Source organism: Wenzhouxiangella sp. AB-CW3 (genome assembly GCF_014725735.1).
Lineage (GTDB): Bacteria > Pseudomonadota > Gammaproteobacteria > Xanthomonadales > Wenzhouxiangellaceae > Wenzhouxiangella.
In genome coordinates this window covers 1,675,151-1,694,285 of record NZ_CP061368.1, presented here as the reverse complement: position 1 = coordinate 1,694,285, position 19,135 = coordinate 1,675,151, and the positions used below count along the sequence as shown (strand labels likewise).

Below are 19,135 nucleotides of genomic sequence, written 5' to 3'. Positions count from 1 at the left end.
GTCACAGAGATAAAGAATTTATCTTTATGAATCCTTCTCACTAGTGTCCGGTTTAAAAGCCGAATAGATTCAATTGGTTACCGTCTTTGATCTGATCCAGATCGCTTCGGTCGATCGTAACCGCCTGTTTCAACTGTGTTTTTTCAAATACAGTTATGGAGATAATCTGTAGCATTGCGTGCAGCGAAATATCGAGGTCCAAACGCTTTTTGATGATGGCGATCAGCACATAGGTCGACACAGCAATCCAAATTTGTGTCTTGACTGCGTTCTCCGATCGGCCGAAGAAGCACTTGATACGGAGATTTTGCTTGATCCACTTGAAGAACAGCTCGACCTGCCACCGGCTTTTGTACAACGCGCAGATCGTAAGAGCCGGGAGTTGGAACTGATTGGTGAGAAATACCAGGGTCTTTCCGGTTTCCGGGTCCTTGAAGCGAATGCGTCTCAAGTGTTGAGGATAGTACTTGCTTGGACGCTGGCCGCAGAGCGCAATAGTTTGGTCGCAGATCAGCCCAGCTTGCCGATCTGTAGCAGCAGAATAGACCCGCCGGAAGTCCAGGTTTGATTTGGCCCGGATTACAAAGTGTCAATGGCCATCTATTTTGACCCACTTTTGGCCATTTATTTTGACCCACCGTGTGTCGTCTAGCTCGTGGTTTTCTGTTTCAAGCGATAGCTCTCTCCTCCCAGCATGAAGATGTGTGAGTGGTGGATGACGCGGTCAATGATCGGTACCGCCACGGCGTCATCGTGGAAGAAGGCTCCCCAGTTGCTGAAGTCCTTGTTGGTGGTCAGGATGATTGAGCGGTACTCATACAGGCTATTGATCAGCTGGAACAGGTTGTAGCGGGCTTGCCGGGTCATGGGCAGGTAGCCCAGCTCATCGATCACCAGCACATCGTACTTACCCAACTGTCTCAGCCGTTTTTTCAGTTCACCTTTCATCTCGGCCAGCTCCAGGTCTTCGACCAGCGCCAGTGCCGTGCGGAACAGCACCTTGTAGCCGGCTTCAATGGCCTTCAGAGCAATGCCGATGGCCAAGTGCGTTTTGCCCACCCCGGGCGGACCGATGAACACCAGGTTTTGGCGCTCATCGATGAAGCCGAAGTCCAGCAGGGCGCTGACCTGACGCTTGGTGATGGTGGTCTGGTGGCGGTAGTCGAACGCTTCTAGCGGCTTGTGCGCCGGCAGCTGTGCCTGTTTCAGGTGCCGGTCGATGCGGCGGCGGGTGCGCTCGGCCAGCTCGTGCTCGGCGATCTGCCGGGCAAGCTCCAGATAGGACAGCTCGTTGGCTTCGGCTTGGGCCAGCAGCTCACCCAGGTGCCCGGCGGTGGCGCTCAGGCGCAGGCTGCGGTACTGGGACTGGGTCTGTTCAAGCCGACTCATGGGTCACCTCCTGGCCACTGGAGCGGCCAACCTGAGCATAGGCTTGCAGGGCCGAGACAGGCATTCGGTCCTCATGATCAGGCGTTGTGTTGGTATCGGGGGCTCGCCCGCGGTCTCGAGCTTGCTGCCACGCCTCCAGGTAGCGTTGCACGGTGCTGGCGGTCAACCGGGGCTGCTGAGTCAGTGTCTGCAGCAGTTCGGCGTCGACGGGTCCATGCCGGTTGAGCAGATCACGCAGGCCTGCCAGTTGGTCCTTGTAGATCCTCGGCGAGGTCACCTTGAGCAGGTGGCACAGCGTCTCGCCCTGACCGTCGGGCAGCTGTTGGCAGATGGCCGCTTCCAGATCCGCGATGCGCTGGGCCGGATCCCGGTAGTGGTGGTTGTTCTTGATCGTGCGGCCTTTCTCCAGACACAGAACATGCCCAGCAATGCGCTCGCCGCTCTCCAGGTCGTGGATATGCAGGTGACCCTCCTGTTCACAGACACCCACCTGGGCCCGCTGCCAGCGCAGGGGCACTGAGTACTGGTTGGCTTTCCACGAGATCAGCCCGGTTTTGTCGGCCCGGCGGGTCTCGTGGTCAGGGCGAGCCTGAAGCAGGCTTTGCGCCACAATGTAGGGACGCAGGTGTGCGCGCTCGTCGGCCTCGAAGTGGGCCCGCGGCTGGCGACCGGTGGCGCCGTGCTTGCGAACATTGGCCACGGCCTCCAACCAGCCTTGCAGGTGCTGGCACAGCGCCGTCTCGCTCTCGAAGCACTCCCCGTAAAGGGCGTCCTGCTTGACGTACTTGACCCCGGCCTCCACCTTGCCCTTGCTCTCGGGATCATAGCCCTCGCAGGCATGGATCCGGTAACCGGCAGTCGTGGCGTACTGGTGAAAGCGTTGATTGAGCGTCAGCTCTCGGTACCGCTCGTGGATCACCACGAGCTTGGTCTGATCGTATACACACTCCTCAGGCACACCACCAAAGTAGCGGAAGGCTTCGTCGTGAAGCTGGATGAACGCCTCGGTGTCCAGAGGCTGGAATCGCACCCCCACGTACATCAGCCGTGAACAGGCCAGAACGAAGACCACGAAGTAGACCACCCGCTCCACCCCTGCGATCATCACTCCGCGCAGCTCGCCGGGGTCAACCTGGCACTGAACGCCGGGTACGGCGTCAACCACCGGCTCGTAATAACGAGTCTGGCCGTTGGCGATTTGCTCCTTGAGCGCTCGCACGTAGCGGCGCAGGCTACGCTCAGAGGCTGGCAACTCGCCCACTTTCTCACGAAGTCGCCGAGCCAGCTTGATGGCGCTCAGCCGGGGATACGTCTTGAGCTGATGGATGAGGAAATCTCGATACTCGTCCAGACGCTTGCTACGCGAGGGATCCTCCTGGGCTTGGCTGATCGCCATCTCGTTCAGTCTCAGGTACTTGCGAACCGTGTTACGGGCAATGCCCAGTTCCCGGCTGATCGCCCGGACCGATAGGCCCCGCCCCTGATCGTGTAATGCTTTGATTTTGTGAATCACAACCCACTCCTTCAATGATCTGTCCCGGCTTATTTGTCTGGCACGGGACGCTACAGTGTTTTGTGGCCAAAGCCACCCGGGGTGGGTCAAAATTGTTGGCCAATAGTGGGTCAGTTTAGTTGGCCATTAACACAAAGAAGGCGCCGGCCTGGGCCAGATTGAATAGTCGAGCATAGTCCAGGTAGGCCCGATCCATCACGTAAAACGAACCTGCCTCCGGAATCAGCAAGTCTAGAACATTGACGTCGTGCAGCTTGCCGTCGGAGATATGAATGAAGCTGGGAATCGATCCGCGCAGATCCAGCAGGGTATGAAGTTTGACTGCCGCTTTTGCCGTGCGAAATGGTGCCCATGGGAACATCGACAGACATAGGTCGATGGTGGTTGAGTCGAGTGCGTAAACCGTATCGGGAAGACCCGAGCTTATGGATTCGTCGACATAGAGGCTTCTCGCTTGTGCAATCAGATGCTGGGCATAGTCGCCGTAAATTCTCCAATCTCGCGACTCGTTTGCATCGGCAAGAGTTGCTCGACGAATCGGCTGGCGAAAGCCCATGTGGTAAAGCTTTGCAGACTGAACCTGGAGACAGGCTTCGATGTCCCGCAGGCTCTCGCGGTAGGTCAGCTGGGCAAAGGCCATACAGCGGAACTGTTCGGCGCAGCTCAGAGTTCGCACTCGCCGGTTGCCGTCGTATCGGTCGACGGTGCGGTGGAAAGTCTTCCAGGGAAGGAAATCCATAATCTGAGCAAAAAGCGTCTTGCCGATGTTCATTTGCCACTCCGGAGGGCACGGTATCGGCTTGGTTATACACCGCGAACTCCGCGTTCAAATCGGGGACACCTTTTTCCGCTTGTAATGTGCTGTAAAACATGCGATTTTCGGGATTCAGAGCACTTTTAACCGGACACTAGTGAATCCTTCTCTGTAAACTCTGTGCCTCTGTGGTGAATTGATTTTCTAGCACTTACCCCATACACAGTATCCGGGTGGCCCGTCACGGCGAAGCCTACGCTGGTCTGCAACGCCCCGACCTGGCCTGGCGCGACGGCGAAACCACCGAATTCGCCGGCCGCGTTATCCGCCAGTCCCAAGACCACCGCTTCGAAGTCATGTCAGACCTCGTCTCATTCAGCTTCGGCCCCCGCCCGGAACCCGGCACCTACAGCCTCGATCGCCGCCGCGACGACGCCCGCCAAATCGTCGGCCTGGGCGCCGACGGTGCACGATTCGACTCAGTCGACGGCACAGTCGAAGTCAGCGAAAGCAACGGCTACTACACCATCAATTTCAACTTCACCACTCAGGGCCACGACGAGGTCTCGGCCGAAGGCCGCTTCGAGTGGATTGCCGCGCCCTAAGAACAACCTCAACAACACTCCCGCACCCACACCGGTGCGGGATACCCCCTTCCCAGCACAATCGCAGGCATCGATTTGCACCGCCTGCCGAATTTCGGCAATATGAACCTGTGTGGCATGTTTGGAAAGCGCAAAGGGACCCGCATTTCGACACGGTGAATCACCCGCTGGTGAAAAACCTAAGCGATGCTGGGTTTTGAAGTGGGGAGAAGCGTGGTGCGGGGCATGGAGAGGAAGCCTGATGACTAAACAGAAAAATGACGCTCCGTGTCCCAACCAAGACTTATTCCACCTAATTCCAAGAAAAATACTTTTCCGTTTAGCTCCTAGTGGGCCATGCGGTTAATAAGGTAACACTCAGCCGTCGCACAAGCGTCGTGGGCAAGGCGCGCGAGCGCAGGACTGGCCGTCGCCAATTCAAGCGAGCGGAACGTAGCCCACGGCGCTTGTGCGACGGCCCTTCGGGAGTCACTGTGCTGGCCAAGTTCTACGAAACCGGTTCAGTAGCAGGAGTTCAACCAAGCCATGCCAAACGTCTGCGAATGTTACTGGCAGCCTTGGATACCGCCGCGTCTATCCAAGATATGGATGTGCCAGGGTTCCGGTTGCACCGTCTCAAGGGAATGGACGCTGATCGGTGGTCAATCCGTGTGAGTGAAAATTGGAGGCTGACCTATGAGTTTAGAGATGGACAGGCCCACGTTGTTGACTACGAGGACTATCACTAATGTCTATGCATAATCCCCCTCATCCCGGAGAATTCATCCGTGAGGTTTACCTAGAGCCTCATTCAATGACCGGACGTCAGCTGGCTTCGAAGCTGTGTGTTTCGCCGTCCACTTTGAATCGTATCTTGCAGGAACGAAGTGGAATTAGTCCGGAAATGGCGCTTCGCCTATCCAAAGCTCTTGGTCGTTCGCCGGAAAGCTGGTTGCTGATGCAAGACAACTACGAGCTCTGGCATGCTCGACAAACTGTAGATCTAGAATCTGTCGAAAAAGTTGAGTTCCGTGCAGCCTAACCAAGGGTTCAAGCGATCGCCGGAAAGCACCGGACCGGCAAAGCCGGGAAAGCGTGGTGGCGGCGCCGGTTAACCCAAACGTTATGTGATTAACGACCTCATTGGTAAGTTGCCGAATGGATTTGAGCTGGGAACCAGCCTGGATCATGCGGTTGGACTTTAGAGAACAGGAAGCTCAGTGACCACGGCCTACTCCACGATCCGGCCTGCCAGGGCCAGTGATCTTTCTCAGATTGTCGCCATGCTGTCCGACGATCCGCTGGGTGCTCAGCGCGAAAGGTTCGAGACTCCCTTGCCTTCGTCCTACCATGCGGCGTTTGACGCCATTGTGCAGGATGAAAATAATGAACTGGTCGTTGCAGAGGGAGAGGAAGCTGCAATATTGGCTGTATTGCAAATCACTTTCACGCCCTATATCACACATCAGGGCGGGTGGCGTGCCACCATTGAAGGTGTTCGAGTGATTCGGGATTTTCGAGGCTCTGGCGTGGGCCGTGATCTGTTGTCGTGGGCAATCAATCGGGCGCGGGAACGCGGGTGTCAGCTTGTTCAGCTCACTACTGACAAGCAGCGGCCGGAAGCGTTACGGTTCTACGAGTCTCTTGGCTTTGTTGCCTCGCATGAAGGCATGAAGCTGAAACTTGAAGAATGACCTGGGAATGACATCTGACGCGGGGCCAGGAACCATGCGCTGCAGAAACTTGAGAAACTGGGCTCTGGGCTTGACTGCAGTCGTGGTCGGCGTTCCGGGTACCGTGTACTTTCTGCCAGCCTCCGTCTATTGGCGCGCAACGCGCGACTGTGCTTTTTTGCGGAACCGAGCGCCGCATGCTGTTCAATCGGCCGACTCAAGATGCGCCAGTTCCACCTGCAGCCAGGCGCGGGCGCGGCGCAGGTCGCGCACGACGGTGCGGCTGGATACGCCGAGCATTTCACCGATTTCCGTCACGCTGGATCCCCCGAACAGGTTGGAGGTCAGGCATTCGGCCATGCGCGGGTCGCTTGCGGCCATCTCATCGACGGCTTTTTCGACGGCCATGATTCGGTTCAGGTCTTCGGGCGGCAGTGCGTGCTCATTCTCGTTCCAGGTGGCACGGACCTGATCGCCGCCACGCTTGATGGTCAGTTGCTTGCGCGCGTAGTCGAAGATGAGTTGACGCATGACGCAGGCGACCAGGCGCTGAAGATGGAGGTTGCTGTCGATGCGTTCGCTTGCGTTCTGGCGGAGCTTGAGGAAGGCTTCGTGCACCAGCGCAGTGGTCTGCAGGGTATCGCTGGGGCCCAGGCGCCGGCGTTGTGCTCGGCCGATGCGCTTCATGTCATCGTAGACCAGCGGCATCAGCCGGTCGAACAACTCCGGCGAGCTCCGGATCTCGTCAAGCAGTTGGGTGACTTCTGACAGATTCGGTGGCTGATAAGAAACGTCGGACATAGGTGGAGAGCATAACCGGGATCGAACGCCAACGTAATTCTACGGCCCGCCCGATTCATCCTGAGCGCGGGCCTGCCACTCTGCCGACTTTTGTTGATAACCGCTGTCCGGGGACTTGCGGGCCCAGGAACGATAGAGCTCGGCCAGGTCGCTAGCCGTGCTCAAAGTACGTTCATGGCTGTCACCCAGTGCCTCTTTAAAGATGCCGTGGGCTTCCAGCCAGGCGTCTTCGGCGTCGGCGAAGCGCTCCAGCTCATGCAGGGCGCCGGCGTGACCGGCCAGAAAGGAAGCGGTATGCCAGTGTCTTTTTGGAAGTGCCGAGCGCGCGCCCTCAACAGCCTGGCGATAGAGACGCTCGGATTGGCTGGCCTGTCCGAGTTGCAGTTGAAGGCGACCGGCGTTGTTCAGGTAAATCAGGGTGTTGGGGTGTTGCTCTCCAAGAATGACCTGGGCGCGCTCCAGCACCTCCAGAATAAGCGGGCGGGCCTCGTCCAGCCGGTCCAGTCGGCTGAGCAGGTGACCCATGTTGTTGATCGACTGCAGGGTCACGCGATGTTCGTTGCCGAGCAGACGCCGGCGTCCATCCAGCGCCTGCTGGTAGTAGGGCAACGCATCGTCGGGTCGCCCCATCTCGATCAGCAGGCCGCCCAGGTTGTTCATGGCGGTCAGCGTGTCCGGGTGCTCGTCGCCGTACAGGTCCCGGCGGCCGGAAAGTGCGGCCTCGTAGTATGGCAATGCCTCTTCGTGGCGCCCCTGCAGGCTGAGCATGTAGCCCAGACCATGGGTGGTGATCAGGGTCTGATGATGCGCCGGGCCCAGAGCGTCCAGTTGCCCCGAAAGCGCCTGGCGAAAATAGGTCTCGGCCTGTTCGAGCTCGCCGCGGGCATTGTAGTTGGCCCCCAGGTTGCTCATGGCGTTCAGGGTGCGGGCGTCCTCGTCGCCGACCAATCGACGATAGCCGTTCAGCGCCTCCTGATAAAACTGGCGCTGATCATCTCGCCGCCCCACCCGGCCGTAAAGCAGCCCCATGTGGTCCATGGAATCCAGGGTATCAAGATGCTCCTCGCCCAGTTGCTCACGACGAATGGCCAGGGCCTGCTTTTGCGGCTCAAGCGCCTGTTCCAGCAGACCGACTGTGCGCATGCTGGTGGCTACGGTCTGCAGCAGTCGGGCACGTACCAGGGGCTGGTCGGCAAACTGGACGTCGATCGATTCCAGAGCGGTGGAAAAAATATTGTCTTCCAGTGAAGCACGGGCCAGATCAGTGAAATTGACCACGCGCAGCATGTTTTCAAGCTGGTCGGGTTCCGGCAACTCGAGCTGCCTGTGATCGTCTTCTGACACTGACGATTGTCGGTACCTCGCCAGGATATCCTCACGAAGATGGATGCCCATGTTCGAACTGTCGACCAGCGCGAACAGGCTGGTCTTAAACTCCACCACCTGCTGTAATTCATTGGCCAGGCGCAGACTGTCCTGCTCGGCAGTGAAGGCCCGGGCCGCCTCCAGGGCGGCCCGATCGCGCTCCTCGGTGGCCTGGTGCGCCTGCCAGAGCGCGCCGGCGGTGGCCAGGCAGAGCAGCAGCGACGCGGCCGCGCCGAAGCTCACCCCCAGCCAGTGACGCTGGACGAAACGCGTGGCCAGGTAGGTACGCGTGGCCGGGCAGGCCTTGACTGGAAGCCGCTGTCGGTAGCGCTGAACATCGTCGAGCAATTGCACGGCCCCGGCATAGCGGTCTTTCGGAGATTCCGCGCAGGCGCGCTCCAGGATGGCTGCAAGATCAGACCGGCGCGCGATCCCCTCGGTCGCGGCGGAGATGGCCGTCAGTCGGTCTGATTTCCCGGAGGTCCGACTGTCGATCAGCCACTGAAGAATCCTGCCGAGTGCCCACACGTCGGACTGGGTTGATGCCTCCTCCCCGGCTCGCTGTTCGGGTGCCGAATAGGCCGGCGTCAGTCCACGGACTGCATGCTCGGACTTCACACCGCCATCGACCAGCAGGCGCCCGACTCCGAAATCAACCAGCCGTGCCTGCCCGCTGGATGTGACCATGACATTGCCGGGTTTGAGATCGCCATGGACCACGCGCCGCTGGTGGGCATGGGCCACGGCGTCGGCAATCTGCTCGAACAGGTCCAGGCGTGCATCCAGGCTCGGTACGTCCGACTGCAGGTGTTGCGGCAGCGTGTTCCCTTCGACCCACTCCATGACCAGGTAGGCCTGATCATCCTGTGTGGCGCCACCGTCGATCAGCCGGGCGATGTGGCGATGGTCGAGCCGTGCAAGCAGTTCTCGTTCAAGCTTCAGCCGTTCGTCCAGGCCCCGGCGGTGCACACGGATCAGTTTGATGGCCGCGTGCATCTCGAAAACGCCATCAGCACGTTCGGCCCGATAGACCGTGCCCATGCCACCGCTACCGGCATCTTCGACAATTCGCCAGGGGCCCAGTCGGGTACCCCGCGGCAGTCGAAGTTCCTGTGCGACTTGCGAGTCACGAACAGCCTGACCGGCACGATCAAACAGGGTATTCAGAAACTCGCCCGGCTGGTCGCTTGCAGCGACCAGTTCGCTCACCCAGCAAGCAATACGGGGGTGACCGGTTTCAAGTTGTGAAAGCCGGACACGGCGTTCGGCCTCACCAAGCTCCAGCAGGTCGTCAAGCAGCCGATCAACCAGGCGTCGGCGTCGCGGCGTCAGCCGGGGACGAGCACGGCGAGTGGACATGAAACGGGGTCAGGTGTATGGAGTGGTTACCACATTACAGGGCTTGCTCCCCGGGATGCAAACCGGATCTCAATCAGGGTGGTACACCATCAGCGTCCCTGTCAGCGGGCCACTCTCCCCCAACGGTGCGGTCAGCGTGAAAGTCAGGTTCACGCCGTGACCTTCGGCATCCCAGCGCCCGCCCTGACGCGCCTCTTCGCTGGCCGAATGCTCGGTGGTCCAGCCGTGGCTCTCGAAGCCGGCGTTGAAGTACTCGATGCCCTCGGCATAGCTCATCGGAATGGAAAATATGGCTCGGGTGTCCTTTTCGTACTCGGTATTGGTTCTTACCGTCGCTTCAGCCGGCAAGGGGAACTTCGATGCGATGCCGTCGGGCAAAACAACCCCGTGGGCCTCGGCCGTGGCAGACCCGGCGCCGCCAATACCGCCGTCACCGGTACCGCAGCCGGTCAGCAGGCAAATTGCAACCGCAGCCAGTATTGCTGAAAAGATCTTGTTCATGCTTCTAAAGCCTCATGTTTTCGATGACAAATACACCGGTAGCGGTGCAACTATGTTTATTCGAAGCGATCATGAAACAGTTCGTCCGGGAGATCTTCGGGATGAGTGATGGGAATGATAGTGGTCGAGAACTGGCTGGTATTGCCTGCCGAGTCAGTCACCTTGGCGGTCAGGTAACCTTCGTACTGGATGTCATGGGGAATCTGCCCGGTAACCATCTGGCCCCAGTCGCCAACGTCGTAGACATCGCTGCCCAGGTAGATCGCGCCCTCGGCGTCCGGGTCCGCTGACAAGTGGAAGTCCACGATCAGCGGGTATGTGGCGTTGGCCGGGTTGGTGGCGATTCCGTAGCGAAAGTGGATGGCCTCGGTGCCGGCACTGTAGTAAGTCTGGTTCACATCGAATGTCGGAAAATTCTGCAACCGGTTGGGACCTTCTTCACTGCCACCGGCGCCGACATCGACCTCATTGCCGCCGGGGCCCAGGTTGATAGCCTGTCCCTGGTTCAGGATAAATCGATTGCCGCGAATGCTGTTCTCGATCTGTACCGCCGAACCATCTGCCGGACTGAGATCAATGCCATCTCCCGAGTTGTAGGCAATGATGTTGCCCTGGGCCGGCCAAATCGGTGTCATATGGGGTGGAAAGGTCACCGGTGCGCCGATTCGCACTCCTGATGTCTCCAGGTCATCGGCGCCGATGCGGATCCCGACTCCGTTCGGGATGGGAGCCGAGTCTGAGAAGATACCCACGAGGTTGGACTCGATACGAAAATCCGCCTGCAGTGCGCCGCTGACCGTGTTGACGATAAAGATCCCGTGCTCTGAGTTGTGTCCGATCACGTTACGCCCTTCAGGCTGACCGATCTGCACCCGTCCGCCCCCGGTGATCACGATGCCGGATTCGTTCCCCAGATCGTTGCCCTGGCTATCGGTGCCGATGTAATTATTGAGGATGTCGATGCCCTGAGGGTCGGGCTGATCCACCGCCACCATGACCCCTTGTGCGTTGTTGCCGATAGTATTGCGTTTGATCTGGTCATTGCTTGAGCCAAGCTGGCCGCCGGTCCGGAACCAGACCCCATAACTGCTGTAGCGAATCTCGTTCGATACGGCCTGGTTCCCCGGAGATCGAAACTCGACCCCGACGGTATTGAGAAAGACACGGGCGCCCGACAGCACGTTGCCCGACCCGTGCTCGAAGCGCACGCCCAGCAGTTGTGAGATATCACGGCTTTGCTGGTCGACACCGATCCAGTTGCCCTGAATCGCGTTATCCGTCGCCGGGGTCGCCACGTTACCCACTCGAATGCCCACCCCGCTTCCCGAATTGCCAATGGTATTGACTGCATCGTCGGTGCCGCCGATCACGTTGGCATCACCCGTCACAAGGATGCCTGAACCACCGTTGCCGTAGTTGCCGAGTTCTTCATTCGGATGGACCTGGCCGTTGACCGGTATGCCGATGTCATTGCCCACAATGGTCTGGTTGTTACCGGCCAGACGAATGCCGTCCCCTCCATTTGCGGAGAGGGTGTTTCCAGGTGTCGAGAACAGCCGGCCGATCCAGTTGCCCTCTCCCGCGTCACTTTCGATCCGGATGCCATCGCCACCATTGCCGTGGTCGGTATTGAAGCCCGCGCTGCCGTCACCGGGTGGCGGGCGCAAACCGATGATGTTGTTGGCAATCAGACCAGACTCAAAGCCGTTGCGGACCCGAATGCCGTGCTGACCGTTGTCGAAGATGATGTTGTTGATGATAATGCTTGGGTTGACCGCACTTGAGCCGCCATTGAGATCAATACCATGGCGATCATTGCCGGCCCATTCGATGATACTTGGTCGCCAGATGCCGCCAATGATGCACTTTTCAATGGTGAAGCCGCTTCCGCCGGCGATGCGAATGCCGCTGGCGGTGAATCGGGTGATCGCAATGGCCCTGATGGTGGATCCGGCCGATCCGGCATTGAGGCGGATACCACTGAACGGGGTGTCACTGCCGCCATCCCAGTTGACGGCAAGCCGGGGCTGCAGGTTGTCCGAGTCCGGATCCCAGCTCGGGTGGGTGGTGCCATCGAGGATGATCCTATCCGTGATCGCCGGCAGGCCGCTGTTGATATCGATCTGAGAAAAGTCCTGCGCGTTGACGGAAATATCGTCGGAGATCTCGATTCGAAAGAGCCCCGGGACCGCATTGGCTTCTTCCAGTGCTGCGCGCAACGTGCATTCATTCAGGAATCCCCCCGGCCCGAATGGATTGCCGGTGGCGCAGACGCCGTCTCCGGGGTTGTCCGCGCCGTCGTCGCCCAGCGAGTTGATGGTCAATACCGAACTACCCGCCAGTGCGGGCAGCGTCAGGAAGGACAGCAGGACCCCCAGCCAGGGTGCTATCCAGAAACTTCGTGATCCTGTTTTCACGGCGTGCATCAATATGGTACTCCCTTGGTAGCAAATCTGTGATCTCTGCTCAGGGATACGCGTTTGCTCCAGATTCGAGGACACGCGCCCAGCGAACATGTCCTCACAGGAGACCTGCACGCACGAAATATCGGGACAATTGGGATGACAGACGACAGGAGTAGACTCTGAAGTAGAAAGCCGGTGAGCACCCAGCCCCGCTACACTCTGACAACGCAGCCCCCGGCCAGGTCTACCGGGTGCAGTTTTCACGTACCATCAGTAGATGCGACAGCTTCCGGGCCGGAGCGCTCATGCCAGAGCGACTCCGGTGGAGCTGACGCGGGTCGATTGACTATCACAAAAGACACGGGTCCATAGAACACCATGCAGGTTGCCATTTTGCTTTACCCCGGGATGACCACGCTCGATGCGATCGGCCCCTACGAGGTGCTGCGCTTCATGCCGGAGTGTAAAATCAGGTTTGTCAGTGAACAGCCCGGGCCGATTGTCACCGACAGCGGTGTACTGGTGCTCGGTGCCACGCATTCCTACGAAGAAACGCAGACGCCGGACGTGATTGTCGTGCCGGGCTCCGAGGCCCATACGGCAACGGCAATGGCCGACCGGAAACTCATCTCCTGGCTGAAGCTCGCTCATCAAAGCAGCCAGTACACGTTGTCGGTCTGCTCCGGCGCGCTTGTTCTGGGTGCGGCAGGGATACTTGAGGGCCACCCAGCCACTACGCACTGGATCGCCCAGGACAAATTGCGTGCGTTCGGGGCCAGGTCGAGACCCGACGAGCGCATCGTCCAATCCGGCAAGGTGATGACTGCCGCGGGTGTTTCCGCCGGAATCGATCTGGCTCTTACCCTGGCCGCGGAAGTGCACGGGCGAGAACGCGCTGAGAGAATTCAGCTACTCATGGAGTATGATCCGCAGCCACCTTTTGATGCAGGACACCCTCGAAAGGCATCGGAAACCGTTCTTGCCAAAGCGCGTGAAGAAATGCTGGCCCGCTCAAGGAACCCCCGAAACCTGATCTCCGTGCCTCGGATACTGTGGCGGAGAACCCTGGACAGAATCCGCGGAAAGTAAGGCGCCTGTCTGGGGAGGTCCCCGGACAGGCGCGTGGTCAGATCAGCAGTCAGACCTTGTGGTGACGGTCAGGACGGGCGATGTGCCGATGGCATCACGAGCCGGCGACTTGCAGCACCCAGTCCGACCAGCAGCAACAGCAGGAACAGCGTAATCATTCCGGCGGTACCCGATACCGGCACCGGTATGGGCGGACGCGTGGACACGGTGGCATCATCGCCATCATCCACAACGCTGTCATCCGGACCCCGCCCGGTTGTGCTCGCGGTATTGACCAGGTCGGGCCCGATGTCGCCAGGCTGAACTTCGTAGCTGCCAGTACAGACCACACTGTCTTCCGGTGCCAGCTCGGAAGGCAGATCCGGAACGCAACTCAGATCGATCATGTCGTCTGTGACATCAACGTCGGTCAAAGTGACATTGCCGATATTGGTAACCGTAATGGTGTACTCGATCACGTCGTTGATGAATACGGGCCCTTCAGTATCAGCTTCCTTGATCAACTCAATGGCCGGACTTGCATCGACGACCGGAACCGCCACTTCATCGTCATCCTCGACCACTTCACTTTCCGGATCGACGCCCGTGGCAGTTGCCAGATTGACAATCTCTTCGCCGGCATCGATATCGGCCTGATTGACAGTGTAGCTGCCGGTGCAGATGGTCTGCTCTGTCGGTGCCAGTGTCAGTGGAGTTTCCGGGCTGCACTCGATGTCGATCAGGCTGTCTTCCACTTCCACTTCGGTCAGCGTCACGTTGCCGTTGTTGGTGACCGTGATGGTGTACTCAATGACATCGTCCAGAGCAATCGGGCCGCCTGTATTGGCCTGCTTGAGCACAACCAGCGACGGTCCGGCAACCGGTCCGGGTGCCGTGGCGTCATCCTGATCTCCAACCTCGCTGTCGTCCGGAGCAGTTCCGGTCACGCTGGCCAGGTTGATGAACTCACCATTGTCGATATCCTCCTGAGAGACGCTGTAGGTGGCGTCACAGATCAGGGTATCGCCCGGCTGCAGCGTGGCCGGTTGAGTCGGCACGCAATCACCCAGCTCGGCATCGGGATCGCTGATTTCGACGTTGGACAGTGTGACATTGCCCGTATTTGTCGCGGTCAGGCGGTACTCGATCACATCCTCGACTTCCAGGAAGGGTGATCCATCGGTGATTTCCTTGTTCAGGGCAATCGCCGGGCTTGCTGACTCCACCGGAACCGAAACATCATCCTGATCCTCAAGCTCGACTTCGTCGGGATCACGACCGGTAGCCGTGGCCGTGTTGAAGATGGGCTCACCCGCATCGACATCTTCCTGCGTGACCTGGTAGCTACCCGTGCACACGATCTGACCGCCCTGCACCAGGCTGGTCGGAGTGGCCGGAGAACAGTCCAGACTGATCAGGTCATCTAATACCTGCACATTGGTCAGCAGGAAGTTGCCGGTGTTGGTCGCGGTGATGGTGTATTCGATCACCTCATCGACACCGACCGGGCCGGCTGTGGATGCAACCTTGTCGATACTCAGGTCGGACTCGATATTGTCCTGCTCCAGGTACTCGCCGAAGTTGTACTCGGTACCGTCGATGTCGGCGCCCAGCGGAATGTCCGTGAATCGATTGGCTTCCGGGTTGTTGCCGCCCTCCGAACCGATGTTGTCCGGACCATCGAGCCAGCCGCTGGGCTGAGTCTGAATCAGCTCGTAAGTGCCAGGCGGCAAATTGTCGAAGAAGTACGTGCCGTCAGAGGCCGTGGTCGTGACCCGGTCGATCGAATCGCCCCAGGGAGTCTCACCTTCCAGCGTGATAGTGACATCGGCAATGGGCGGATTCGAGGGTGTGTAGACACCACTGAGATCATCATCATGGTAGACGCGCCCGGCGATGCTGGAGATCACCACATCGACCGGCTCGTCATCGAACACGACCGGATCAGGTTCGGTATCGAACTCAAGGTCGGTATCGAGATGCACATTGACCCGGTTGTCGAGCGTGGCCACTCCACCGGAAATCACTCGTACCGGCACTTCGATGGCCACTTCACCCAGCGGCGGCAGCCCCTCGTCCAGGTCACAGATAAAGCCGGTATCGCCTGCATCGCCAGAGCACACCGAGCCCAACGGTGCCCCGGAAACAAGTACCGGTGGACCGGTCAGCTCCATGCCTGACGGCAGATCATCGCGAACTTCAGGATGATGAGCCAGATCATTGGCGTTGTTGTTGGTGAATGTAATGGTGTAGTGGAACGGCTCAAGCAAGGCGACCGGATCAGTCGAGACGGTCTTGGCGACATCTACATCGGGAATACTGCGCACCGTGGTCCGTTCGCGTGTCACATCATTGCTGGGAACCGGGTCCGGTCCGTCAATGCCATTCTCGCGATGCTCCCTGGAACGGGAAATAGCATGGTGGAAGTACACGCCGCGAGCATCGGCCGTCATCACGTAACGAATGGCCCGGGCCTGACCTGATTCCAGAAAGCCCATATTGCAGATGATGTCGCTCTCGCCTTCCAGATCACCGGCCACCGGATCCCAGATTCCATCCAGGAAGTTCGGGTTATCCAATATGTCGTCCGGCCACAGGTATTCAAGTTGATTGGCCGGATAACCGGTGCCGAAGTCGTCGTCATCAGGCAGCTTGGTGCACTCGATGCCAAGCCCCGCGAGATCCGAGGGATCAATGGGGTTCAGGTCACCACCATCTACATCATAGAAAGTCACCGAGCCATCAATGAAACGGAAGCCCTCCGAAGGCAGGAAGTCGTAAATGGTGGCATCTTCGGCCACCGAAGGGCCGTTATTGGTCACACGCACCGTGTAGGTAACAGTATCGCCGACAAACACCGGATCCGGGATATCAGTCTTGACCGTGGCCAGATCGACCACGGCTTCCCCAACCTCTGCATCGGCGGTATCGTCATTGTTGCCCAGATCGGTTTCGTCGGTATCGGTGGTGACCGACGCGGTGTTGACCAGGGTTGTTCCAGCAGGAATGCCATGATTGGGCCGGGTCTGGATGTCGATTGTCCAAGTCGCGCCCCGTGCGAGGCTGGTACGTGTACAGATCACTTGATCGTTTCCGGGACCCGTGGTGCTGTCAGCTGTCGGCTGTGTGGGGCAGCTCGCACTGCCGCCAGGGTTGACACCCAGGTAGGTCACATCATGTGGCAGGGTATCGGTCAGTTCCAGGCTGCTGGCGCCGGAGGCTCCGATATTGCGTACTACAATCCGGTAGTTGAGCGATGTACCCAGATCTCCAGTCCAGGTGGTGACGGTCTTTTCCAGCTCAAGATCGGTTTCAGCCTCGACCTGAACGTCAACGCTGCCCTCGTTGTTGGTGTAGTCGGGGTCGGCGGTGACCGACGAGAATGCCGAAGCCGAGTTGGGCCGGGTGAACACCACCCCGCTGTTTGGCGCGCCATGCGGCAGAATGGTGACCTCAATCGTCGGACAGTTATCGCCCGGCGTACATTCCGGCACCTCGGTAAACTCGCAAATGAGTGTGCGACTGGAGGGGTTGCCCGGGTTGCCGCTGGTGCCACAATCACCGCCGCTGGCGGCATTGTCGGCGATCACCACACCCTGGAAACTGTTGCCGCCCGAACCGGTGAACAGGTTGCCCAGGGTATCGGTCAGCGTGACATCGAAAGCGGTAGCCGGGCCATCGTTGACGATCTCCAGCGTATAAGTCAGGGCGTTGCCGGCCGTGACCGGGTCCGGGTCGGCGGTCTTGATGACCCGCAGATCGGCACTGTCGGACAGCTCCTGCGCATCGATGGTTGCCGTATTGCAATTCTGGATACCTTCGTTGACCAGGAAGCCCAGATCATGGTCGACCGTGGTCAGACAACCCTCGTTGACCACATCGCCCACCTCATCGCCATTGGCATAGGCATTGACGGTAAAGAAAATATTGGAGCCCGTCCCGAATGCATCAGTGTCCGGATCGGTAAACGTGCGCGAACACTCAATGTCGTCCGGTCCGCTGACCGGGTAAGGAGCGCTGCAGTCCCAACCGCCTGGCGCATCAATGCTGGTCACGGCAAGACCCTCCGGTACCGTGTCGGTCCAGACCAGCTCACCCCAGAAATCGATATTGCCGTGGTTGCGAATGCGCACCTCATAGCTGAAGTCGTAATCGTCACCAATGGTGCGCAGGTGATGTTGCGGCCCGTCCTTGCGAATGCGCAAATCCAACTGCGCTTCCTCAATACTGACACTGGTCGAGTCGGTGTTATTGGACAGGTCGGGGTCCGGCTTGGCGGTGGTATCGGAGCTGATCTCGGCCACGTTACCGGAGTAGGTGCCCGCGTTGGCACCCACCACGCCCACGGTCAGTTGGCCCAGCACCTGGTTGGCACCTACGGCAAGGCCGCTGATGTCGGGGTAGGTACAACTGACCACCTGGCCGGAAATAGTGCAACCCCAACCGTTCTGGCTGAACGGGTCGGTGCTCTGGAAGGTCAGGCCCGGATCCAGGGTGATCTGCAGTTCAGGGGCATCCGGCACCTCACCGGTATAGAACGTATCGGCGATCAGCTCAAAAGGCTGGTTTTCCAGAATGGTACCACCGGTGTGACTCAGGCTAACCGACAGGTCACTGCCGGCGGTGACATCCACCTGCTGAATCGAAAAGTCGTTAGCCGCATTGCCGTCAACCTGGTCCAGACTCTGGATAAAAGCTTCGGCCTGCAGGTTACTGCCCCCTATCGCGGCCACCTGGGTTTCGATCGGCCCAAAGACATGCTGGTCGCCAAGCGCCAGGGAAGCCAGCTCGCAAACCACTCCGGGCCCACCGGCCGAACAGCCACTGGGCAAACTGCCAACCAGTACCACATCGCCAATCTGCAAGTCGAAGTGCACAACAATGGTGGTGGCCTCGATGGGGCCGAAGTTCTCCAGCGTAATGGTGTGGCTCCAGATGCCGCCGGAAGCCACCACCAGCGGCGAGCTGTCGAGCACGACCCCCAGGTCAGTGCCCGCCAGCACCGTGACGTTGCGCTCCTGCTGGTTATTGGTCAGATCGACATCGTTACTCGAGGTTGTGACCTCGGCATCGGTGGTCATGGTATAGGGAGGGATGACGCCAGTTCCGGTTCCACGTACCACGACATCCACCGTCACATTGGTCGTGCCATCGGACGACCACTCGATCGTCCCCAGCGAACAGGTAAAGATATTGCTGCCATCCGGAGCCCCGCAACTGCCCTGGCTGGGAGTGGCGGAAACCAGTGTATCGGTCGCGGAAATCTCGTAGGTCAGCACCACATCGCTGGCATCACCGGTGTGAGAAGGGTTGGTGTTGTCAATGGTGACCTCGAAGGTGGCAGTCTCGCTGGCATTAATCGTGGTGGGGCCGATGACATCATGATTAAGCACCAGGTCGACATTCTGAGCCAGCGCAAGGCCGGGCATGAGAGAAAGAACAACCAACCAGCCCAGACCGCGCCGCCGCGCCAGTCGCCAGCTTTGCCTGCTGCCAGTCGCCCCAGCAGCGCCCGTCGCCTCGACGCGGCTGCCTCGTATTCCGCTGCTTCTGAAATTCATGAGTATCCTCGATCAGTGAATGGGTGCGGAAGCAACCCCGCACCAACCGCAGCGGCCGCCCCCTCAGTTCAAGCTCGGCCATCATAAGGCATTTCATTTACCCTGGCTTCTCAAGCGCTTTCCCTCGTATCTCAAATGCGGTGCTAGAATGCAAATGGCACC

12 protein-coding genes and 2 pseudogenes are annotated in these 19,135 nt (G+C 59.1%); 5 read left to right on the top strand and 9 right to left on the bottom strand.

Annotated elements, in window-relative coordinates; all coding sequences use genetic code 11:
* Window positions 1-52: 52 nt before the first annotated feature.
* The 4 genes and pseudogenes from IC757_RS07355 to IC757_RS07340 all read right to left on the bottom strand — a co-directional run.
* Window positions 53-586 (bottom strand): annotated as a pseudogene (locus IC757_RS07355) (IS4 family transposase); the annotation flags it as partial.
* A 62-nt stretch (window positions 587-648) separates the two neighbouring features.
* Window positions 649-1,389 carry an IS21-like element helper ATPase IstB gene (istB, locus tag IC757_RS07350; protein ID WP_190974040.1) on the bottom strand — a complete coding sequence of 247 codons (741 nt, stop codon included), beginning with the start codon at window positions 1,387-1,389 and terminating at the stop codon, window positions 649-651.
* Window positions 1,376-2,902 (bottom strand): IS21 family transposase, encoded by a 1,527-nt coding sequence (gene istA / locus IC757_RS07345; RefSeq protein ID WP_190976685.1) that lies wholly within the window; start codon window positions 2,900-2,902, stop codon window positions 1,376-1,378. The genes istB and istA overlap by 14 nt, the downstream gene beginning before the upstream one ends.
* A 121-nt stretch (window positions 2,903-3,023) precedes the next feature.
* Window positions 3,024-3,674, bottom strand: a pseudogene (locus IC757_RS07340) (IS4 family transposase); the annotation flags it as partial.
* A gap of 215 nt (window positions 3,675-3,889) precedes the next feature.
* Here IC757_RS07340 and IC757_RS07335 point away from each other — a divergent pair.
* The 4 genes from IC757_RS07335 to IC757_RS07320 all read left to right on the top strand — a co-directional run bounded on the left by IC757_RS07335 (window position 3,890) and on the right by IC757_RS07320 (window position 5,934).
* Window positions 3,890-4,261 (top strand): hypothetical protein, encoded by a 372-nt coding sequence (locus IC757_RS07335; protein WP_190976684.1) that lies wholly within the window; start codon window positions 3,890-3,892, stop codon window positions 4,259-4,261.
* Between the two features lie 329 nt (window positions 4,262-4,590).
* The gene (locus tag IC757_RS16925) at window positions 4,591-4,989 is read left to right on the top strand and encodes a type II toxin-antitoxin system RelE/ParE family toxin (protein WP_317977107.1); all 399 of its coding nucleotides are present in this window, start codon (window positions 4,591-4,593) and stop codon (window positions 4,987-4,989) included.
* Window positions 4,989-5,282, top strand: coding sequence for a HigA family addiction module antitoxin (locus IC757_RS07325; protein ID WP_190976682.1), 294 nt, complete (start codon window positions 4,989-4,991; stop codon window positions 5,280-5,282). Before IC757_RS16925 ends, IC757_RS07325 begins: the two co-directional genes overlap by 1 nt.
* 178 nt (window positions 5,283-5,460) lie before the next feature.
* Window positions 5,461-5,934 carry a GNAT family N-acetyltransferase gene (locus tag IC757_RS07320; protein ID WP_223846295.1) on the top strand — a complete coding sequence of 158 codons (474 nt, stop codon included), beginning with the start codon at window positions 5,461-5,463 and terminating at the stop codon, window positions 5,932-5,934.
* Between the two features lie 183 nt (window positions 5,935-6,117).
* Here the strand turns inward: IC757_RS07320 and IC757_RS07315 are convergent, their stop codons facing one another.
* The 4 genes from IC757_RS07315 to IC757_RS07300 form a co-directional block, all read right to left on the bottom strand.
* The gene (locus IC757_RS07315; RefSeq protein ID WP_190976681.1) at window positions 6,118-6,714 is read right to left on the bottom strand and encodes an ECF-type sigma factor; all 597 of its coding nucleotides are present in this window, start codon (window positions 6,712-6,714) and stop codon (window positions 6,118-6,120) included.
* A gap of 39 nt (window positions 6,715-6,753) precedes the next feature.
* Window positions 6,754-9,438, bottom strand: coding sequence for a serine/threonine-protein kinase (locus tag IC757_RS07310; RefSeq protein WP_190976680.1), 2,685 nt, complete (start codon window positions 9,436-9,438; stop codon window positions 6,754-6,756).
* 69 nt (window positions 9,439-9,507) lie between these two features.
* A complete protein-coding gene (locus IC757_RS07305; RefSeq protein ID WP_190976679.1) occupies window positions 9,508-9,939 on the bottom strand; it encodes a hypothetical protein in 432 nt (143 codons plus the stop codon).
* Window positions 9,940-9,995: 56 nt separating this feature from the next.
* Entirely contained in the window at window positions 9,996-12,356 is a 2,361-nt protein-coding gene (locus IC757_RS07300) for a right-handed parallel beta-helix repeat-containing protein (protein WP_190976678.1), read from the bottom strand.
* A gap of 366 nt (window positions 12,357-12,722) precedes the next feature.
* Between IC757_RS07300 and IC757_RS07295 the strand changes: the two genes are divergently transcribed.
* Window positions 12,723-13,433 carry a DJ-1/PfpI family protein gene (locus IC757_RS07295; RefSeq protein WP_190976677.1) on the top strand — a complete coding sequence of 237 codons (711 nt, stop codon included), beginning with the start codon at window positions 12,723-12,725 and terminating at the stop codon, window positions 13,431-13,433.
* 68 nt (window positions 13,434-13,501) lie between these two features.
* Here IC757_RS07295 and IC757_RS07290 read toward each other — a convergent pair whose 3' ends face one another.
* Window positions 13,502-18,973 (bottom strand): SdrD B-like domain-containing protein, encoded by a 5,472-nt coding sequence (locus IC757_RS07290; protein WP_190976676.1) that lies wholly within the window; start codon window positions 18,971-18,973, stop codon window positions 13,502-13,504.
* Window positions 18,974-19,135: the final 162 nt, after the last annotated feature.

Excerpts from the sequence above, each read along its gene's own strand:
- IC757_RS07295 (WP_190976677.1), top strand. The coding sequence starts at position 12,723 with ATGCAGGTTGCCATTTTGCTTTACCCCGGGATGACCACGCTCGATGCG.
- IC757_RS07310 (WP_190976680.1), bottom strand. The coding sequence starts at position 9,438 with ATGTCCACTCGCCGTGCTCGTCCCCGGCTGACGCCGCGACGCCGACGC.
- istB (WP_190974040.1), bottom strand. The coding sequence starts at position 1,389 with ATGAGTCGGCTTGAACAGACCCAGTCCCAGTACCGCAGCCTGCGCCTG.
- IC757_RS07315 (WP_190976681.1), bottom strand. The coding sequence starts at position 6,714 with ATGTCCGACGTTTCTTATCAGCCACCGAATCTGTCAGAAGTCACCCAA.
- IC757_RS07305 (WP_190976679.1), bottom strand. The coding sequence starts at position 9,939 with ATGAACAAGATCTTTTCAGCAATACTGGCTGCGGTTGCAATTTGCCTG.
- IC757_RS07290 (WP_190976676.1), bottom strand. The coding sequence starts at position 18,973 with ATGAATTTCAGAAGCAGCGGAATACGAGGCAGCCGCGTCGAGGCGACG.
- IC757_RS07325 (WP_190976682.1), top strand. The coding sequence starts at position 4,989 with ATGTCTATGCATAATCCCCCTCATCCCGGAGAATTCATCCGTGAGGTT.